Origin of the sequence: Arthrobacter sp. AG258, from assembly GCF_004364695.1 — a bacterium.
In the GTDB taxonomy this organism is placed as follows: domain Bacteria; phylum Actinomycetota; class Actinomycetes; order Actinomycetales; family Micrococcaceae; genus Arthrobacter.
Genome location: NZ_SOBI01000003.1, coordinates 1 through 17069 on the forward strand (window position 1 = coordinate 1; position 17069 = coordinate 17069).

Genomic DNA, 17069 nt, shown 5'->3' on the forward strand with positions numbered 1-17069 from the left:
GTCCCCCTGAACTACCTCGTCCCCGCCGACGCCTTCGAAATCGTCCTCAACATCGCCTCCGTCGGCATCATCATGACCTGGGCCACCATCGTCCTGTGCCAAATCCAACTCAAACGCTGGGCCGACAAAGGCTGGGTCCAACGCCCCACCTTCCGCATGTTCGGCGCCCCCTACACCGGCTACCTCTCCCTCCTCTTCCTCATCGGCGTCCTCATCATGGTCTTCATCGACTCACCCCTGACCATGCTCGTCACCGCCATCGCCTCCATCCTCATGGTCATCGGCTGGTACGCCTGCCGCACCCGCATCCGCCACATCGCCGAAACCCGCGACGGCTACACCGGCACCTCCCCCGTCATCGCCAACCGGACACCCATCACCTGACCCGGACCTTCCGCCACCCTTCGAACCAAAGAAAGAACATGACTCCAGAGCCGCAGCCCTCCCTGACCGCATCCCGTTCCCAGCCAGCCGCCGTCGTCGATGACCGGCAGGACCTCCGCCCACACGTGCCGGAGAACGCGCAGCCAACCCTGAAGTCCGCCGGGCACGTCATTGTCGATTCCCTTGTGGCGCATGGCGTGGAGCGCACCTACGTTGTTCCCGGCGAGAGCTTCCTTGACGTGCTCGATGGCCTGCACGGGTCCGCCATCGAAACCATCGTCTGCCGCCATGAGGGCGGCGCCGCCTACATGGCCGAGGCCGACGGCAAGATGAACCAGCGTCCGGGGGTGGCGATGGTGACCCGCGGGCCGGGCGCGGCCAACGCCCATGTGGGACTGCACACCGCATGGCAGGATTCCACCCCCATGCTGCTCTTCGTGGGGCTCATCCCGTTCGCCCACCGGGACCGCGAGGCGTTCCAGGAGTTCGACATTAAGTCCTGGTTCGATACCGGAGCGAAACGGGTCATGGTCCTTGACCACCCGGAGCGGGCCTCCGAAATCGTGGCCGAAGCGATGTTCGCGGCCATGAGCGGACGGCCCGGCCCCGTGGTGGTCGGCCTGCCGGAGGATGTGATCCGGCGGCAGGTCAGCCCGGCCCTGCATCCGGCGATTCCCGTGGCAGCCGGCGGCATGGGCAGCACGGATTCCGCAGCCCTTGAAGCCGCCCTGGCCAGGTCCAGCAAGCCGCTGTTCGTCACTGGCGGCAACGACTGGACCCAGGAAGCCGCCCTCCAGCTCACCGGGTGGCTGGAACGGCACCACATCCCGGCCGCTGCCGAGTGGCGGACCCAGGGAACAGTTCCCTTCGATTCGCCGTCCTACGTGGGCCCTATCGGGTACGGCCGCCCCCGGCCCACCTACGACCTGTTGGAGGAAACCGACCTGCTGGTCTTTGTGGGCACGGTCCCAGGCGATGTCATTACGGATGGCTTCGTCTGCCGGCAGGACTGGACCAAGGAGAACTTCCTGGTCACGGTGGACCCGTCGCTGCGCGGACGGTCCGGCCCGGTTTCCCGGCAAATCCTGGCCAAACCGGAGGCGTTCGTGCGCGACCTCCAGGGCGTCGCGCTGCCGGTCAAGGACGAGTGGCGTGACTGGACGGCCCGGATGCGGGCGGAACAGGAACGCTTTGCCGCGCTGCCGCCCGCTGCCCCGGGGGCCGGGCAGGCCAGGATGGATACCCTGATGGCCAACCTGGTGCCCCGGCTTTCCGAGGACGCCGTGGTGACCTTCGGGGCCGGCGAACACACCAACTGGGCGCACCGGTACTTCCCCACCCGCCGCTATGCGTCCATGCTCAGTGCCCGCAACGGCTCCATGGGGTACTCCATCCCGTCCGCCATTGCCGCATCGCTGGCCGAGCCGCACCGGCGCGTCGTGACCATCGCGGGGGACGGCGAATTCCTCATGAACGGCCAGGAATTGGCGACCGCCGCCCAGTATGGCGCCACACCCTTGGTGGTGGTCATGGACAACCAGGAGTACGGCACCATCCGCACGCACCAGGAACGGCATTACCCGCAGCGGGTCTCCGGCACCCAACTCAAGAACCCGGACTTCGGGTTGATGGCCACGGCGTTCGGTGGCTTTGGCATCACGGTCAGGGATGACCGCGACGTGCCGGCGGCCCTGGACGCCGCCTTGGCGGCCATCGACCGGGACCGCACGTTCGCGCTGGTCCACCTCGTGGTGGACCAGCGCGTCAAGGCGTACTAGGCCGCACTGCGGGGTGCTGCCCGGGTGGGCGGACGACGACGGGCCGCACCCGGCGTCGTCCGCTTGGCTTTAAGGTGCCTGCCGGCAGCGGTGCTGCCCGCTACAGTGCCGACCAGCCGCCGTCGGAAGCGAGCACGGCGCCGTTGACGTTCGTGCCGTCGTCGCTGAGCAGGAAGGTGATGGACGCGGCGAGCTGCGCGGCGGTGGCGGGTGTCGGGATGTTCGCCTGCATCAGCGGACCCAGCCGCCCCGCCGCCAGCTCCGAGCCCCAGTTCGCCTCGATATTGGTGATGGTGGCGCCCGGCGCCACGGTGTTGAAGCGCAGCCCCAACGGGCCGTACATGACGGCAGAGTTCCTGGTAAGGCCCACCACTGCATGCTTGGAGGCCGTGTAGGCCGCACCCGCGGCGGAACCCCGCAGCCCGGCCTCCGAGGAGACATTGACCACGGAGCCGGTGCCCGCCTGCAGCATCAGCGGCACCACCGCACGGGTGAGTCGCATCAGCGCGGTGACGTTGATCCGGAAGACCCGCTCCCAGACTTGGTCGTCCACCTCGTGGATGGGGGCGAAGTTGTCCATGATGCCGGCAACGTTGGCCAGTGCATCCACCCTGCCGCCGGCGGCCGCCACCACTGCCGCCACGGCCTCTTCGGTGGAGATGTCACCGGCAACGGCAACCAGGTCCAGGCCGGGGTTCCCGGCCACAAGGTCATCCAGCCGTTCCTTGCTGATGTCCGCCGCGATCACGCGGCCGCCTTCCTTGGCGACGCGCAGCGCGGTTGCCAGCCCGATGCCCGAGCCTGCACCGGTGACAATAACGGTCCTGCCGGCGAACCGGCCCGCGGTTGTGGTTTCCTGCCATGCAGCTTCGTTGCCCATGATGTTCCTTCCAACAGAGATATGGTGCACTGGCGTCCCAAGCACTGATGGCCGGCATCGAAAACGATGCCGGCCATCAGCCAGGTTTCCGGGGCTACAGCCGGTCGGTCCGGTCTTCGCCGCCCTTGTGGCCGGTCCCGCGGAGGTTCTCCTGGACCTTGCCGAACAAATCCTTGATGGTGGATTCGGCGTTGGTGATGACGTCCACGGGAACGAACACCTCGTGGGCAGCCGGCAGGTCGTACTCATCCTTCAGGTGCGTGCCGTTCCCCACCCCTGTCAGGGAGATGTAAACCATGGCTTCCGTCCGCGCGATTCCTGCGAGCTTGCCGAAGACCACCGTGAATTCATTCGGCTGGAAGCTGATTGTCTGCCCGATGTGGCTGCGGCCCAGTTCACCGGCTGTGACTGCCTTTTCCGACTGGCTTCCGGTGTAGTCCATGAACTTCTCCTTCGATCGCCGACGCTTACGCAGGCAGTCTAACCCCGCCCTTCCCCATGGCACACGGGCCTTCCGGACCCCTGCACCAGCCTGCTGGAGGCCTGCACAAAGAAGAAGCGTGGAGCGTGGTCACTCCTCCATTGAGTTGGGCGGCAGCGTCCCTGTTTGATGGCTTCATTGGGCGGCAGCTGCCGCCGCAACCACGCCGTGCAAAGGAATGCCCGTGACTTCAATGACGAGCCGCGTAAAAAGCCCTGTCCGCTGGGACCCGGTCGAGACCGGCGACCTGGTGGAACTCCGCAGGAACGGCCGGGTGGCCTTCAGCGGCGTGGTGGATGACAGGACGGACGACGGCGGCATCGTGTGGGTGACCGCGCCCGCGGGGGGCCGCCGGCTGTTCCACGTCGCAGACGGCCTGGACCTGGCGGTGGTGCCGGCATGACGGAGTGCCCCGAGGACTGCCCGTACTGCACGGGACCTGAGACGGACTGAGGATGGCCGCTCCCGGCCGGGGTGCGCCGCCGCATGCCATCCCGCGGGAGCCTTCCAGTGACCGGATCATCACGATCCGGGCATCAAATTGCCGCCAAGGCAGGTGGCATCGTTGACGCGGGCAACCGGTACGGCGAAGGTGGTGCCATGAGGTCTCAGATAATTTCCCAGGCGATTGCCCTGACGACGGCGGCCGCAACGGCAACGCTGTTGCTCACCGCGTGCGCTCCAAGCCAGCCGCAGTCCCAAACGACGACGACGCCCGCCACCGGGCAGGCCAGCCAGTCGCCCACGTCGTCGGCATCCTCGGCCCCGCCGTCGTCCTCCGCACCTGCCACGACGCCGGACTCCCCCGCCCCCGGCACCACCGCCGCCGGAGCGCCTGCCCTGTGCAAGGCGGCCGGACTCACGGCCGCCACCGATGCCTCCGGCGGCGGCGCGGCGGGCAGCGTCTACATGAAGCTCAACCTCACCAACAAGGGAACCGAACCCTGCATCCTCAAGGGATTCGCCGGCGTCTCCCTGGTTGCGGACGCCGCAGGCGCCCCGATCGGAGCCCCGGCCGCGCGCGACGACTCCACGGGAGTGGTTGACGTCCTGCTGGCCCCCGGCCAGACCGGCACCGCGGTACTGCGCTACACGCAGGCCGGCAACTACATGGACTGCTCGCCGGTGGATGCCGCCGGCTACCGGGTCTACCCGCCCGAGGACACCGACTCCCTGTTCCTCCCGCAGCCCACCAAGGCCTGCGGCAACGCGCAAATCACCTTGCTCTCCATCGGGGCGTTCCAACCGGCCTGACCGCGCACGGCCCGGCGGACCTGGCCGCGACCCGGCACCCACGCCGGGTCGCGGCGGCCGTCGAAACCCAGTGTCGGTGCCTTGGGGCATGATGGAGGCATGAACCAGGAACAGCGTCCTGCCGGCAGCGCTCCCGGCTCCGCTGCGCCCATGGCCCAATTCAGCCGCGCCACCGGGGACTGGTTCCTGGGCGCCTTTTCCGAACCAACACCGGCCCAGGCCGGGGCCTGGACTGCCATCTCGTCAGGTTCGCACGCACTGGTGGTGGCGCCCACCGGGTCCGGCAAGACCCTCGCCGCCTTCCTGTGGGCCCTGGACCGCCTCCTGGGCACGGCCCCGCCGCCCCCCGATCCCGCAGCGGAAACCCCGGCCAAAGGCAAGCGGTCCCGGGCACCCAAACGCAAAACCCGCGTCCTCTACATTTCTCCCCTCAAGGCGTTGGGCGTCGACGTCGAACGCAACCTCCGCTCGCCGCTGATCGGCATCACGCAAACAGCCAAGCGGTTGGGGCTCCCGGCACCGCTGATCACCGTGGGCGTCCGGTCCGGGGACACCCCCACAGCGGACCGCCGGGCCCTGCTCAGCAACCCGCCGGACATCCTCATCACCACCCCCGAGTCGCTGTTCCTCATGCTCACCTCCAGGGCCCGCGAGACCCTCACCGAGGTGGACACCATCATCATCGACGAGGTCCATGCCGTGGCCGGAACCAAGCGCGGCGCCCACCTTGCGGTGTCCCTGGAGCGGCTCGATGCGCTGCTGCCCAAACCTGCGCAACGCATCGGGCTTTCCGCAACCGTGGAGCCGCGGGAACTCGTGGCACAGTTCCTGGCCGGTTCCGCGCCCGTGGAAATCGTCGCGCCGCCGGCCAGCAAGAACTGGGACCTTACGGTGTCGGTGCCGGTGGAGGATATGTCGGACCTGCAGGGCGCTACGGGCGCGTTCGACTCCGGGCCCGCTTCCGGCCTCCAGCCGCAGGCATCCATTTGGCCCCATGTGGAGGAAAAGATCGTTGACCTGGTGCTGGCCAACCAGTCCACCATCGTCTTCGCGAACTCCCGGCGCCTCGCCGAACGCCTCACCGCCCGGCTCAACGAAATCTACGCCGAACGCCAGCTGGTGGCCGTGGGCGGCGGCTGGGACGACGCCGCCCCGGAAGGGCTCGACGCCGGGCCGGGCAGCCCGGGGGGACCGTCGTCGGGCCTTCCCGCGTCAACGGCCACACCCGCGCACATGATGGCGCAAGCGGGCAGTTCCGCCGGCGCAGATCCGGTACTGGCGCGGGCGCACCACGGTTCCGTTTCCAAGGACCAGCGGGCATTGATCGAGGACGACCTCAAATCCGGGCGGCTGCGGTGCGTGGTGGCCACGTCATCGCTGGAACTTGGCATCGATATGGGTGCCGTGGACCTGGTGGTCCAGGTCGAATCGCCCCCGTCGGTGGCCAGCGGCCTGCAGCGGGTGGGCCGTGCAGGCCACCAGGTGGGCGAGGTCTCCCAAGGCGTCCTGTTCCCCAAGCACCGGGCGGACCTGGTCCACACGGCCATCACCGTGGAACGGATGCTGGATGGCAAGATCGAGCGGCTGGCCATCCCGGCCAACCCGCTGGACATCCTGGCCCAGCAGACGGTGGCGGCAACGGCCCTTGGGAGCATCGACGTGGAGGAATGGTTCAGCACCGTGCGCCGTTCCGCTCCCTTCGCGTCCCTCCCCCGCTCCGCGTTCGAGGCCACCCTCGACCTGCTGGCGGGACGGTACCCGTCCGACGAATTCGCCGAACTCCGCCCCAGGATCATCTGGGACCGGAATGCCGGCACCATCGAGGGCCGTCCCGGCGCGCAACGGCTGGCCGTCACGTCCGGCGGCACCATCCCGGACCGCGGACTGTTCGGCGTCTACATCATCGGCACGGAGGCGGAAGGCTCGGCGTCCCCGGCCGAGGACGGAAAACCGGCGCGTGCGCCCAAGGGTGGCCGGCGTGTGGGCGAACTCGACGAGGAAATGGTCTACGAGTCGCGGGTGGGCGATGTCTTTGCCCTCGGCGCCACCAGCTGGAAGATCGAGGACATCACCCACGACCGCGTCCTGGTCTCCCCCGCGTTCGGCCAGCCCGGCAAGCTGCCATTCTGGAAGGGCGACTCCCTGGGCCGCCCGGTGGACCTTGGCCGCGCCCTGGGCGCGTTCGTCCGCGAACTGTCCGCGTCCGATCCCGGCCCGGCCACCGAACGGTGCAAAGCCAGCGGCCTGGACGACTTCGCTGCCAACAACCTCATCCAGTACCTCAGCGAGCAGAAGCAGGCCACCGAGGTGGTCCCCAGCGACACCACGCTCGTGGTGGAGCGGTTCCACGACGAACTGGGCGACTGGCGCGTGATCCTGCACAGCCCGTTCGGCATGCCCGTCCACGCGCCGTGGGCCCTCGCGGTGGGCCAGCGGCTTCACCAGCGGTACGGGCTGGACGGCTCGGCCATGGCGGCCGACGACGGCATCGTCCTGCGGGTGCCCATGATGGAAGACGAGCCCCCGGGCGCCGAACTGTTCCTCTTCGACCCGGAGGAACTGGAGCAGATCGTCACCGCCGAGGTGGGCGGCAGCGCCCTCTTCGCCTCGCGTTTCCGCGAGTGTGCGGCCCGCGCGCTGCTGCTGCCCCGGCAGACCCCCGGCAAGCGCCAGCCGCTCTGGCAGCAGCGCCAGCGGTCGGCCCAACTGCTGGACGTGGCCAGGAAGTACCCCACGTTCCCCATCGTGCTCGAAACGGTCCGGGAATGCCTGCAGGACGTCTACGATCTGCCGGCCTTGAAGGACATCGCCGCCTCCGTGGAAAGGCGCGAGCTGCGGATTGTGGAGACCACCACCCAGCAGCCCTCGCCATTCGCCAAGTCCCTGCTCTTCGGTTACGTCGCCCAGTTCCTCTACGAAGGCGACTCCCCGCTCGCGGAACGCCGAGCCGCGGCCCTGGCCCTGGACTCCACGCTGCTCAACGAACTGCTGGGCCGGGTGGAACTGCGCGAACTCCTGGACGCCAAGGTCATTGAGGCCACCGAACGCGAACTGCAGCGGCTGACCCCGGACCGGCGTGCGCGGGGCATGGAGGGAGTGGCCGACCTCCTGCGGCTGCTGGGCCCGCTCGCGCCGGAAGAGGCAGCCGCGCGGTTGCAGGGCACGGCGCCGCCGGTTGAGGCTGCCGAGACCTCTCCGGCCGTGGAACCTGCCGAAACCTCTCCTTCGGTTGAGGCCACCGAAACCGGGCAGTCCGACACCCCCGCCGCCGTCGCCGACGCGGCCGCCCACCTTGCCGCGCTCCAGCGGGCCAATCGCGCCATCAAGGTCAACATCGGCGGGTTTGAGCGGTTCGCCGCCGTCGAGGATGCCGCCCGCCTCCGCGATGCCATCGGCGTGCCGCTGCCCATGGGTGTGCCATTGGCCTTCATCGAACCCGTTGCCGATCCGCTGGGCGACCTCGTGTCCCGGTATGCCCGGACACACGGTCCCTTCACGGCAGCCGAGGCCGCCACCCGGCTGGGCCTGGGCGTTGCCGTGGTGGGCACGGCACTGAAACGGCTGGCAGCGGACGGGCGCGTCGTGGAAGGAGAGTTCCGGCCCCACGCCACCCCGCCCGAGGCCCCACCGCTGGAGCCGGGCGGCCAGGAATCGGGGTCGGGGGATCAAAGCCGGCCGGCTGATCAGCCGGCACCATCGGGCAGCTCCTCACCTGTCGGCCAGCAGGCGGTCGCCAGCGAATGGTGCGACGCCGAGGTGCTGCGCAAGCTCCGCCGCCGCTCCCTGGCCGCGCTGCGCGCCGAAGTGGAACCGGTGGACGCCGCAGCCTATGGGCGCTTCCTGCCGGCCTGGCAGCATGTCAGAACCCCCGGCGGCGGGCGCGGCCAACCCTCCCTGCGCGGCCTGGACGGCATCATCACCGCCATCGACCAGCTCTCGGGGGTGCCCGTTCCCGCCTCGGCCTGGGAGCCGCTGGTCCTGGCAAGCCGGGTATCCAACTACCAGCCCGCCATGCTGGATGAACTCATGGCGGCAGGTGAGGTCTTGTGGTCGGGCGCCGGATCCTTGCCGGGAAACGACGGCTGGATCAGCCTCCACCTCGCTGACTCCGCGGAGTTGACGCTCAATCCTGCCCCTGACTTCGAGCCCGGAGATGCCGGCCGGCGCCTCCTGGACCACCTGCGGAACAACGGTGGCGGGTACTTCTTCCGGCAGCTCACCGAAGTGGCCGGCGGCATGGACGCCGTCCTCAGCGACCAGGAGGTGATCACCGCGCTGTGGGAACTCGCATGGGCCGGCAGGATTACCGGCGACACATTCGCCCCGGTCCGGTCCCTGATCGCCGGCGGGCATACAGCGCACCGGCAAGTGGCCCGTGCCCCGCGCGCCCGGGCACCGCGGTTGAGCCGGCTGGGCCGCTCCCACGGCACCGGCCTGATGGGCTCCCCCGGGCTGGCCGGCGGCCGGTACGGAGCGCAGGGAGCTTCAACGCCTGCTACGGCAGCCGGCCGCTGGTCCGCCCTTCCCGAGCCCGAACTCGATGCCACCATCCACGCCCGCGCCACTGCTGAACTCCTGCTGGACCGCTACGGCGTGGTCACCAGGGGCTCGGTCATGGCCGAACAAATCCTCGGCGGCTTCGGGCTCATGTACAAGGTACTGGCGCGGCTGGAGGAAGCGGGCCGGTGCCGGCGCGGCTACTTCATCGAACACCTCGGCGCCGCCCAGTTCGCCGTTCCCGCCACCGTGGACCGGCTCCGTTCCTACTCGGAGGACACGCAACTGGCCAAGGCGGAACCGGTGGCCCTGGCCCTTGCCGCCACCGATCCCGCCAACCCGTTCGGCGCGGCCCTCCCCTGGCCCGCACTGAGGGACGACGCCGGTACCGGCCACCGCCCCGGCCGGAAGGCGGGTGCCCTGGTAGTGCTGGTGGATGGCGCGCTGGTGCTGTACGTGGAACGCGGTGGCAAGACTCTTCTGGCGTTCAGCGATGACGCCGCCGTCCTGGCGGCTGCCGGCGCTGCCCTGGTCGGGGTGGTCACCCGGGGAGCCGTGGACAAACTGATCATGGAGAAGGTGAACGGGCAGGGAATCCTGGACACCCCCGTTGCCGCAGCCCTCAGCGCCGCCGGCGCCTACTCCACGCCAAAGGGATTGAGGATCCGTGCCTGAGGGGGATTCCGTCTGGCGGGCCGCCCGTCAACTGCACCAGGCCCTGGCGGGGCAGGCGCTGCTTGCCACGGATTTCCGTGTGCCGCGGTTTGCCACGCTGAACCTTGCAGGGTGGACCGTCGAGGAAGTGGTCCCGCGCGGCAAGCACCTGCTGATGCGGGTGGTGGGCCCGGAGGACAAACGGCTGACCATCCACTCGCACCTGAAAATGGAAGGGGCCTGGCAGGTCTACCCGCCGGGCGGACGGTGGCGGAAGCCCGGATTCACCGCCCGGTGCGTACTGCGGACGGCCGCTGCGGACGCCGTCGGCTTCTCCCTGGGAATCCTGGAAGTGGTGGCCACGGCCAATGAGGACTCCGTCGTGGGATTCCTGGGTCCGGACCTCCTGGGCCCGGACTGGGACCTGGATGAAGCCGAACGCCGTGTCCGGTCCCGCCCGGAGGTACCGATCGGCGTGGCATTGCTGGACCAACGGAATCTCGCGGGCATCGGCAACATCTACCGCTGCGAGGCGTGCTTCCTGTCGGGAGTGCATCCCGCCACGCCCGTGGCCGACGTCGTGGACGTCCGGACCATGATGACCGACGCCAAACAATTGCTGGAGGCCAACCTCGGCCCCGGCCGCCGCGTTACTGTCCTCAATGCCCGCGGCCTCCCTGTAGGCAGGATGGCCGGCAGGCCCGGCTATTGGGTGTACGGCGGGGAACGACGACCGTGCCTCAAGTGTGGGACTCCCATCCAGCGAGGCCTCCTGGGCAAGCCCAACGGCGAGGAGGAACGGGACATTTACTTCTGCCCCACGTGCCAGCCGGTGCCGGACTGACAGCAGCAGGCCTGGCGGGGACTCAGCAGTTGGCGGGAGCCGGCTTGCTTGCCGCTTTCGGCGTCGCCGCAGGGGCCATGAAGCGCGGCAGCAGGACATGGACCAAGGGGCCGATGGCCAAGGCATAAACCACGGTGCCCACGCCCACGGAGCCGCCGAGCAGCCACCCGATGGCCAGCACGGTCACTTCAATGAGGGTGCGGGACAGCCGGACCGACCAGCCGGTCCGGCGGGCCAGGCCGGTCATCAGCCCATCCCGTGCGCCCGGCCCGAAGCGTGCCCCGATGTAGCAGGCGGAAGCGATGCCGTTCAGCACCATGGCCCCGCCGAGGAGGCCGATCTGGCCGGCCAGGAGGGAAACCTGCGGGATCACTGCCAGCCCGATGTCCGCGAACACTCCCACCAGTACCGCATTGCACAGGGTGCCGAACCCCGGCCACTGCCGCAACGGAATCCACAGGAGAAGCACCAGGAAACTCACCGCGATAACCACCACCCCGATGCTCAAACCGGTCCGGTTGGCAACGCCCTGGTGGAACACATCCCAGGGGTCCAGGCCCAGGCCGGCACGGATGAACATGGCCAGCGAAATGCCGTACATGGCCAGGCCGGTGAAGAGTTGGAGAAGTCTGCGGGTCATCATGAGAACAACCATTCCAGCAACTGGCATTGGAATACATAGCCAGTTTGAGATACTGGCTCTATGGCTGTCCTCACTCCCCAGGCTTTGTCCCGCCTCCTCGGCCCGTGGAACAGCGGCACCGGGCCGGCCTACCGCGAGCTGGCGGACGTGGTACGGCTCCTGATCCTGGACGGCCGGATTGCCCTGGATACCGCCCTGCCCAGCGAGCGCTCGCTCAGCTCCGTCCTCGGGGTCAGCCGGACAACCGTTACGGCGGCGTATGCCACCCTCCGGGACCAGGGCTTCCTGAGCACCGGCCAAGGCAGCCGGGGCAAGACCCGCATCCCGGAACTGACCCCGTTCGGGCCGGCGCTTTTCGGCCCGCAACCCCAATCCGCTTCCCCGCTGGCGGCGCCGGGCCTGACCGCCCCTGAAGGGCTGATCGATCTGGCCTATTCAGCATTGCCCGCCAGCGGCGAAGTGGTGCACCGGGCCTTTGCCGCGGCGCTGACGGAGCTGCCTGCCCTGCTGCCGGGTTTTGGCTATGACGCCTTGGGGCTGCTGCCGTTGCGCCAGGCAGTTGCGGACCGGTACACGGCTGCCGGTGTACCCACCCAGCCGGGGCAGGTCATGGTCACGTCCGGAGCGCAGCACGCCTTGACCATCATCATCCGGACCCTGGCCGACCGGCAGGACAGGATCCTGGTGGAGCACCCCAGCTATCCCCACGCACTGGATGCCATCCGTTCCGCCCGCTGCCGCCCCGTCCCGGTGGCTTTCGCCGAGGCCGGCTGGGACCTGCCGGCCCTCGAATCGGCCCTGGTCCAGCAGCGGCCCAAGCTCGCCTACCTGGTGCCGGACTTCCACAACCCCACTGGGATGATCATGCCCGACGAACAACGGCGCCTGCTGGCCCGCGCGGCGGCCGCATCCGGAACAGTGCTGGTGGCGGATGAAACGCTGCGCGACCTCAACCTCGACGGCATCGCCACCACTCCGCTGGCCGGCTTCGGCAGCGGAATCGTATCGATCGGCTCGCTGAGCAAGTCGCATTGGGGCGGCCTGCGCACCGGGTGGATCCGCGCCTCCGAACCGATGATCCAGCGCTTCGCCGCCGCGCGCACCACGCTGGACCTGGGCGGCCCCGTCATGGAGCAGCTGGCCGCAGCCCACCTGGTGCGGGCACTTGAGGAGCCGCTGCCCGCACTGTTGCACACGCTGCGGGGCAACCGCTCAACCCTGCTCGGCCTGCTCGCGGAACACCTGCCCACCTGGCAGACGACTCCTCCCGCCGGGGGCCTCTCCGTCTGGTGCAGGCTTCCCGCCCCCATCAGCACGGCCCTCACGGTCTTGGCGCCGGAATTCGGCATCAGGCTCGCGGCCGGCCCCAGGTTCGGGATCGGCGGCGCCTTTGAACGCAACCTGCGCCTGCCCTTCACGCTCGCAACGGACAAACTGGAGGCGGCGGTGCTGGGACTCCGCGCCGCCCAGGACCGGCTGGACGCCGCTCCCCAGCTGCGCCGGTCACTGATCCACGCCCCCGCCGTCGCCATCGCCTGATCCGGCCACCGGCTGGCCCGGGCCACCGAAATCGCCGGAGGTGTGCGTAACCGCCGGAGCGGAACGGCGATCCCGCACCGCTCCGGCGATTTCGCGCGCCAAACGGGAGGCGTGGCTACGCGTACACGTGCTCCAGGAACCCGGCCCATGCCTTGGCCGTGGTCTCGGAGTCGCCGGCGCCGCCGAAATCGTGAACCGTCATGCCCACCGGGGCGCCGAAGGCGTTGCGGCCGAAGAACCGGTACAAGGCGTTTTGGGTACGCAGGCCCAGGAAGTGCTCGTTCGAGAAGTCCACGCCGCCCGCCAGCCGCCCCACGCCGTCGAGCTCCACGTCAAAGCTGTCCCCCTGCCCGGCGGTTCCCAGGCCCAGCGCTTCCCGCAGCTTGGCGAACCCGTCCGGTGCCTGCGAAGCCGGGGGAGCCTGAATGTCGGTGAACACCACGGGACGGCCGTCGAAGTACTGCAGGTATTGGCCCAGCGTGTGCAGGTAGAACTCGGTGTGGCGGCTGGCGCCGTCGTACTGCTCATCCCAGTTGTCGGCGAAAATGCCGCTATGGACGTAGTGCAGGCGTGTGCGGCCGCCGTCCAGCGGCTCCAGGACGTGTTCCAGTTGGTTGAACCAGCCGTCCGGGCCTTCCATCCTGGATACCAGGTGGCTGGGGTACTCTTCCACGGTCCTGACCGCTGGCCACTGGTCCGTGGGGAACATCCAGGCCGGGGTTCCGGCGGTGACGGCTTCCCACACCCGCTCGGGCGTGCCGGGAAGCTCAGAGTCGTGGACGATTTCAAAGGAGCGCTTGTTGTTCATTTGTCCTGTTCCTTGCCTGGAGTGGATTCGTTGGTCGCCTTGGGGGCATTGGTTTCTTTGAGGACCGGGTGCAGGGCCACGACCAGCCGGTGCCGCCGCCCGTGTGGGGACCCGTCGTCGTGGTACTTGTCAACCAGCCGGGTGACCTCCACGCCGAGCTCCTCGGCGAAGGCTGCCCGGTCGGCGGCGGTGCGGAAAGTAATCTCGCCGTCGATGGCGAATGTGGCCAGTTTCTGCCGGGCAGCGGCGGCACCGGCTATCAGTTTTCCCACTTCCCGGACCATCCGGCCGGCGAGCGCCAGCAGCCAGAATGCGGAGAAACGGTCTGAGAAACGGTGCGGATCCGGCGAGATCGAGGCCAGCGCGGACGGCGAGATCAGATAGGAAGCTGCGGTGGCTTGGAGCACGCGCTCGGTGACGTTCCCTTTGCGGCGCTCCTCCACCAGCTCCACCAGTCCATGCCGCTCCAGCGCCTTGAGGTGGTAGTTGACCTTTTGCCTGGGCAGGCCCACCCGAACCGCCAGCTGCGTTGCGGAACCGGGCCGGGCCAGCTCCCGCAGGATGCTGGTGCGGATGGGGTCCAGCGACGCTTCGGCCGCAGCCGGGTCCTCGATGACTGCAATTTCCTGCATGCCACCATTCTCATTACCGACAACTTTTATTGTCAAGAACTTTTTTGTCGTCGGTGGTCCGCGTGATCCTGGCCCCGCTGGCCGCCCAAGGGCACCGGTAGAATAGGGCGGTGATGCAATCCCCCCTCCCCGTGCGCGACGGCGTCAACGCCACCCGCCTCCGCCTCCCGGACGAGGGCCCCTGGGACACCGCGATGGACTACATGATGCACCGCTGGGGGCACATCGATCCGCAGGGCATCGAGGACCGGTTCGACGCCGGCGAGATCGTGGGCGAGGGCGGCATCCCCCTGGACCGCAGCACCCCGCTCCAGGACCACACCTTCATCTGGTACTACCGCACGCTGCCGCCGGAGACCCGGCTGCCCGTCGAGCTGTCCATCCTGCACCAGGACGAGCACCTGCTGGTGGTGGACAAGCCGCACTTCCTCCCCACCACCCCGGGCGGGACCTACATCCAGGAGTCCGCCCTGGTCCGGCTGCGGAACCAACTGGACCTGCCGGACCTGATTCCCATGCACCGGCTGGACCGCATGACGGCCGGGGTCCTGCTCTTCTCCACCAACCCGCAGACCCGCGGCAAGTACCAGGTGCTGTTCGAGAAGCGGCAGGTGCAAAAGGAGTACGAGTGCGTCTCCGCCGCGGAGCCCGCTCCGGGACATCCCGCCGTCGAATTTCCCGTGGTGGTCCGCAACCGGATGACCAAGTCCCGAAGCTACCTGCTGGCGGAAGTCATTGACGGCGAGCCGAACGCGGAAACCAGGATCGAGCAGCTGGAAACGTTCGACGACGGTGGCCCGGAGGGTGCCGCGGGTACCGGTGGCAGCGGCACCAGCAGGCGCCGCCTTGCCAGGTACCGGCTGGAACCACACACCGGCAAGACCCACCAGCTGCGGGTGCACATGGCCTCGCTGGGACTTGGGATCGTCAACGACGCCTTCTACCCTGACCTGCTGGACAAAGCCCCGGACGACTACGCGAAACCGCTGCAGCTGCTGGCCCGCGGCATCCGCTTCGTCGACCCGATCTCAGGCCGGCCAGTAGAGTACCGCAGCGACCTGGACCTCAGCGAAGCTGTCCGAACACGTCCCTGAACACCTCTTCAACCCCGGACGTGTGGAGCACGAACTCCACCACCTCCAGGTCGCTGGCCGGGTGCAGCGCCTGGAATCCGGCCAGGGCGTCCAGGGCCGCCTGTGCGACGGCATCCGCCGCCCAGCCGTAAGCGCCCGCACCCACCGCCGGGAACGCCAGTCCGCGGGCGCCCAGGGAGTCCGCCAGCCGCAGGCTTTCGCTGAAGCAGGACACCAGGAGGGCCCTGTTGGTCTGCCCGGCATGCCGGTTCGGGCCGACGGTGTGGATAACCCAGCGGGCCGGCAGCCGGAATCCGGCCGTTGCCACGGCGGCGCCGGTCTGCAGTCCGTGCGGGAGGTCCGTTGCCCGCAACTGACGGCACGCAGCCAACAGTTCCGGACCGGCTGCCCGGTGCAGCGCCCCGTCCACTCCCCCGCCGCCGAGCAGCGACGAATTCGCGGCATTGACAACCGCATCCACCCGCCGCTGCGTTATGTCGCCCTGCAAAACCGTGATCCGCATGCCGCCAGTTTCCCACTCCACCGTGCGTTCCGGGCACGCACGGCCTCGGCGGTATCCCTCCCCGGGTGGGTGCCCGTCACGGGCACCGCCGGGCCGGCAAAAGTGCGGTACCTTGTGGCAATGGACTTCGGCAGCGCTGACAGCTGGGGGGCGGCCCTCTATTTCTGGGTCATCCCGCTGGTGGTTGGCGACGCCATTTTCCCGCCCATCCCCTCGGAGATGGTGGTGATTACCGGCGGCGCATTGTCCGCGGACGGCCGGGCCAACGTGTTCCTCGTCCTGGTGCTCGCCGCCCTGGCGTCCTGGATTGGCGACATGGTGGTGTTCCACCTGTTCCGCCGCCGGCTCAGCCACGTACTGGACCGCTGGAAATGGGGGCGCCGGGTGCACGCCGGCATCCATGCAGCCCTGGCGAAGGCCGGGCGGTCGTCCACCTATGGCACCATCATCGGCGCACGGTTCATCCCCGGCGGCCGGCTTGCAACCTCGGCAGCGTCAGGGGTCGCAAATGTCTCGGTGCGCGGCTTCGGGCTCTGCGCCGGGCTGGGGGCGGTCCTCTGGGCCTGCTGGCTCGTCGGGCTGGGGTACTTTACGGGGTCAACCACCAGGCTGCCGTTCTGGGCCAGTTCCCTCATCGGGGTGGCCGTGGGCCTGGTGATCGGCGCCGTCGTGGGGCTGATCGTCACCCGCCGGCGCGGCGACAGGTCCCCCGTGGAGGACGAGCCCATTCCGGACGCAGGCTAGACGGGCAGCCACTTGCCGCGGCTGCGCCGCAGCACGCTGAGCGCACCTGTCAGCGCAACGCGTTCGACGGCGTCGCGCATCATGTTTGCCGACTCCAGCGCCTGCTGGTTCTCACCGGAGTACTCGGTGGCTTCCACAAGGAATCGAAGGTTGAGTTGCGGCACTCCGCCGGCAATCTGCAGCTGGTGCGCCTCCACGTGGTGGCGGGTGCCCAGCGCCTCCACGGCGGCGTCCATGACGGACTCCGGCGGATTCCCCGGCCGCAGCCCGGTGATCTTGAGGCGGGTCTGGAAGGAAGGCATGCCCTCCACCCTATCCAAACCCCCGCTCACATC

At 68.9% G+C, this 17069-nt stretch carries 15 protein-coding genes and 1 pseudogene; 9 read left to right on the forward strand and 7 right to left on the reverse strand.

Annotated elements, in window-relative coordinates; genetic code table 11:
• Together DFO47_RS06300 and DFO47_RS06305 are read left to right on the forward strand one after the other, a co-directional pair.
• Positions 1-384, forward strand: a pseudogene (locus DFO47_RS06300) (L-asparagine permease); the annotation flags it as partial.
• Between the two features lie 38 nt (positions 385-422).
• Positions 423-2162 (forward strand): thiamine pyrophosphate-dependent enzyme, encoded by a 1740-nt coding sequence (locus tag DFO47_RS06305; RefSeq protein WP_109045915.1) that lies wholly within the window; start codon positions 423-425, stop codon positions 2160-2162.
• 100 nt (positions 2163-2262) lie between these two features.
• Here the strand turns inward: DFO47_RS06305 and DFO47_RS06310 are convergent, their stop codons facing one another.
• Positions 2263-3042 carry an SDR family NAD(P)-dependent oxidoreductase gene (locus DFO47_RS06310; protein ID WP_018763797.1) on the reverse strand — a complete coding sequence of 260 codons (780 nt, stop codon included), beginning with the start codon at positions 3040-3042 and terminating at the stop codon, positions 2263-2265.
• Positions 3043-3136: 94 nt separating this feature from the next.
• The gene (locus DFO47_RS06315) at positions 3137-3484 is read right to left on the reverse strand and encodes a hypothetical protein (protein ID WP_018763796.1); all 348 of its coding nucleotides are present in this window, start codon (positions 3482-3484) and stop codon (positions 3137-3139) included.
• Positions 3485-3716: 232 nt separating this feature from the next.
• On the opposite strand from DFO47_RS06315, the gene DFO47_RS06320 reads away from it, so the two are divergent.
• The 4 genes from DFO47_RS06320 to DFO47_RS06340 all read left to right on the forward strand — a co-directional run bounded on the left by DFO47_RS06320 (position 3717) and on the right by DFO47_RS06340 (position 10772).
• Entirely contained in the window at positions 3717-3926 is a 210-nt protein-coding gene (locus DFO47_RS06320; RefSeq protein WP_133831432.1) for a hypothetical protein, read from the forward strand.
• 197 nt (positions 3927-4123) lie between these two features.
• On the forward strand, positions 4124-4777 hold the full coding sequence (locus DFO47_RS21210) for a DUF4232 domain-containing protein (RefSeq protein ID WP_026265151.1): 654 nt from the start codon (positions 4124-4126) through the stop codon (positions 4775-4777).
• Positions 4778-4876: 99 nt separating this feature from the next.
• Complete coding sequence (locus DFO47_RS06335; protein WP_133831080.1) at positions 4877-9949, forward strand: crosslink repair DNA glycosylase YcaQ family protein; 5073 nt, start codon at positions 4877-4879, stop codon at positions 9947-9949.
• Positions 9942-10772: a DNA-formamidopyrimidine glycosylase family protein gene (locus tag DFO47_RS06340; protein WP_109045912.1), complete on the forward strand. Its 831-nt coding sequence runs from the start codon at positions 9942-9944 to the stop codon at positions 10770-10772. The genes DFO47_RS06335 and DFO47_RS06340 overlap by 8 nt, the downstream gene beginning before the upstream one ends.
• Positions 10773-10794: 22 nt before the next feature.
• Here the strand turns inward: DFO47_RS06340 and DFO47_RS06345 are convergent, their stop codons facing one another.
• Positions 10795-11415 carry a hypothetical protein gene (locus DFO47_RS06345; RefSeq protein WP_133831081.1) on the reverse strand — a complete coding sequence of 207 codons (621 nt, stop codon included), beginning with the start codon at positions 11413-11415 and terminating at the stop codon, positions 10795-10797.
• A 60-nt stretch (positions 11416-11475) separates the two neighbouring features.
• Between DFO47_RS06345 and DFO47_RS06350 the strand changes: the two genes are divergently transcribed.
• Positions 11476-12954, forward strand: a complete 1479-nt coding sequence (locus tag DFO47_RS06350; protein ID WP_133831082.1) for a PLP-dependent aminotransferase family protein — start codon at positions 11476-11478, stop codon at positions 12952-12954.
• 115 nt (positions 12955-13069) lie between these two features.
• Here the strand turns inward: DFO47_RS06350 and DFO47_RS06355 are convergent, their stop codons facing one another.
• Complete coding sequence (locus tag DFO47_RS06355) at positions 13070-13762, reverse strand: SRPBCC domain-containing protein (protein ID WP_133831083.1); 693 nt, start codon at positions 13760-13762, stop codon at positions 13070-13072.
• Entirely contained in the window at positions 13759-14394 is a 636-nt protein-coding gene (locus tag DFO47_RS06360) for a helix-turn-helix domain-containing protein (protein ID WP_133831084.1), read from the reverse strand. Before DFO47_RS06360 ends, DFO47_RS06355 begins: the two co-directional genes overlap by 4 nt.
• Before the next feature lie 113 nt (positions 14395-14507).
• On the opposite strand from DFO47_RS06360, the gene DFO47_RS06365 reads away from it, so the two are divergent.
• On the forward strand, positions 14508-15488 hold the full coding sequence (locus DFO47_RS06365; RefSeq protein WP_133831433.1) for an RluA family pseudouridine synthase: 981 nt from the start codon (positions 14508-14510) through the stop codon (positions 15486-15488).
• Here the strand turns inward: DFO47_RS06365 and DFO47_RS06370 are convergent.
• Positions 15460-15990: an O-acetyl-ADP-ribose deacetylase gene (locus DFO47_RS06370; protein WP_043424489.1), complete on the reverse strand. Its 531-nt coding sequence runs from the start codon at positions 15988-15990 to the stop codon at positions 15460-15462. The genes DFO47_RS06365 and DFO47_RS06370 overlap by 29 nt on opposite strands.
• A gap of 120 nt (positions 15991-16110) precedes the next feature.
• Here DFO47_RS06370 and DFO47_RS06375 point away from each other — a divergent pair, with 120 nt between their 5' ends.
• Complete coding sequence (locus tag DFO47_RS06375) at positions 16111-16734, forward strand: VTT domain-containing protein (protein ID WP_043424487.1); 624 nt, start codon at positions 16111-16113, stop codon at positions 16732-16734.
• On the opposite strand, the gene DFO47_RS06380 is transcribed toward DFO47_RS06375, so the two are convergent.
• Positions 16731-17036 (reverse strand): hypothetical protein, encoded by a 306-nt coding sequence (locus DFO47_RS06380; RefSeq protein ID WP_133831085.1) that lies wholly within the window; start codon positions 17034-17036, stop codon positions 16731-16733. The two genes, DFO47_RS06375 and DFO47_RS06380, sit on opposite strands and share 4 nt — an antisense overlap.
• Between the last annotated feature and the right edge of the window lie 33 nt (positions 17037-17069).

Excerpts from the sequence above, each read along its gene's own strand:
- DFO47_RS06355 (WP_133831083.1), bottom strand. The coding sequence starts at position 13,762 with ATGAACAACAAGCGCTCCTTTGAAATCGTCCACGACTCTGAGCTTCCC.
- DFO47_RS06305 (WP_109045915.1), top strand. The coding sequence starts at position 423 with ATGACTCCAGAGCCGCAGCCCTCCCTGACCGCATCCCGTTCCCAGCCA.
- DFO47_RS06370 (WP_043424489.1), bottom strand. The coding sequence starts at position 15,990 with ATGCGGATCACGGTTTTGCAGGGCGACATAACGCAGCGGCGGGTGGAT.
- DFO47_RS06320 (WP_133831432.1), top strand. The coding sequence starts at position 3,717 with ATGACGAGCCGCGTAAAAAGCCCTGTCCGCTGGGACCCGGTCGAGACC.
- DFO47_RS06335 (WP_133831080.1), top strand. The coding sequence starts at position 4,877 with ATGAACCAGGAACAGCGTCCTGCCGGCAGCGCTCCCGGCTCCGCTGCG.
- DFO47_RS06315 (WP_018763796.1), bottom strand. The coding sequence starts at position 3,484 with ATGGACTACACCGGAAGCCAGTCGGAAAAGGCAGTCACAGCCGGTGAA.
- DFO47_RS06345 (WP_133831081.1), bottom strand. The coding sequence starts at position 11,415 with ATGATGACCCGCAGACTTCTCCAACTCTTCACCGGCCTGGCCATGTAC.
- DFO47_RS06350 (WP_133831082.1), top strand. The coding sequence starts at position 11,476 with ATGGCTGTCCTCACTCCCCAGGCTTTGTCCCGCCTCCTCGGCCCGTGG.
- DFO47_RS06375 (WP_043424487.1), top strand. The coding sequence starts at position 16,111 with ATGGACTTCGGCAGCGCTGACAGCTGGGGGGCGGCCCTCTATTTCTGG.
- DFO47_RS06380 (WP_133831085.1), bottom strand. The coding sequence starts at position 17,036 with ATGCCTTCCTTCCAGACCCGCCTCAAGATCACCGGGCTGCGGCCGGGG.
- DFO47_RS06365 (WP_133831433.1), top strand. The coding sequence starts at position 14,508 with ATGCAATCCCCCCTCCCCGTGCGCGACGGCGTCAACGCCACCCGCCTC.
- DFO47_RS06360 (WP_133831084.1), bottom strand. The coding sequence starts at position 14,394 with ATGCAGGAAATTGCAGTCATCGAGGACCCGGCTGCGGCCGAAGCGTCG.
- DFO47_RS06310 (WP_018763797.1), bottom strand. The coding sequence starts at position 3,042 with ATGGGCAACGAAGCTGCATGGCAGGAAACCACAACCGCGGGCCGGTTC.
- DFO47_RS21210 (WP_026265151.1), top strand. The coding sequence starts at position 4,124 with ATGAGGTCTCAGATAATTTCCCAGGCGATTGCCCTGACGACGGCGGCC.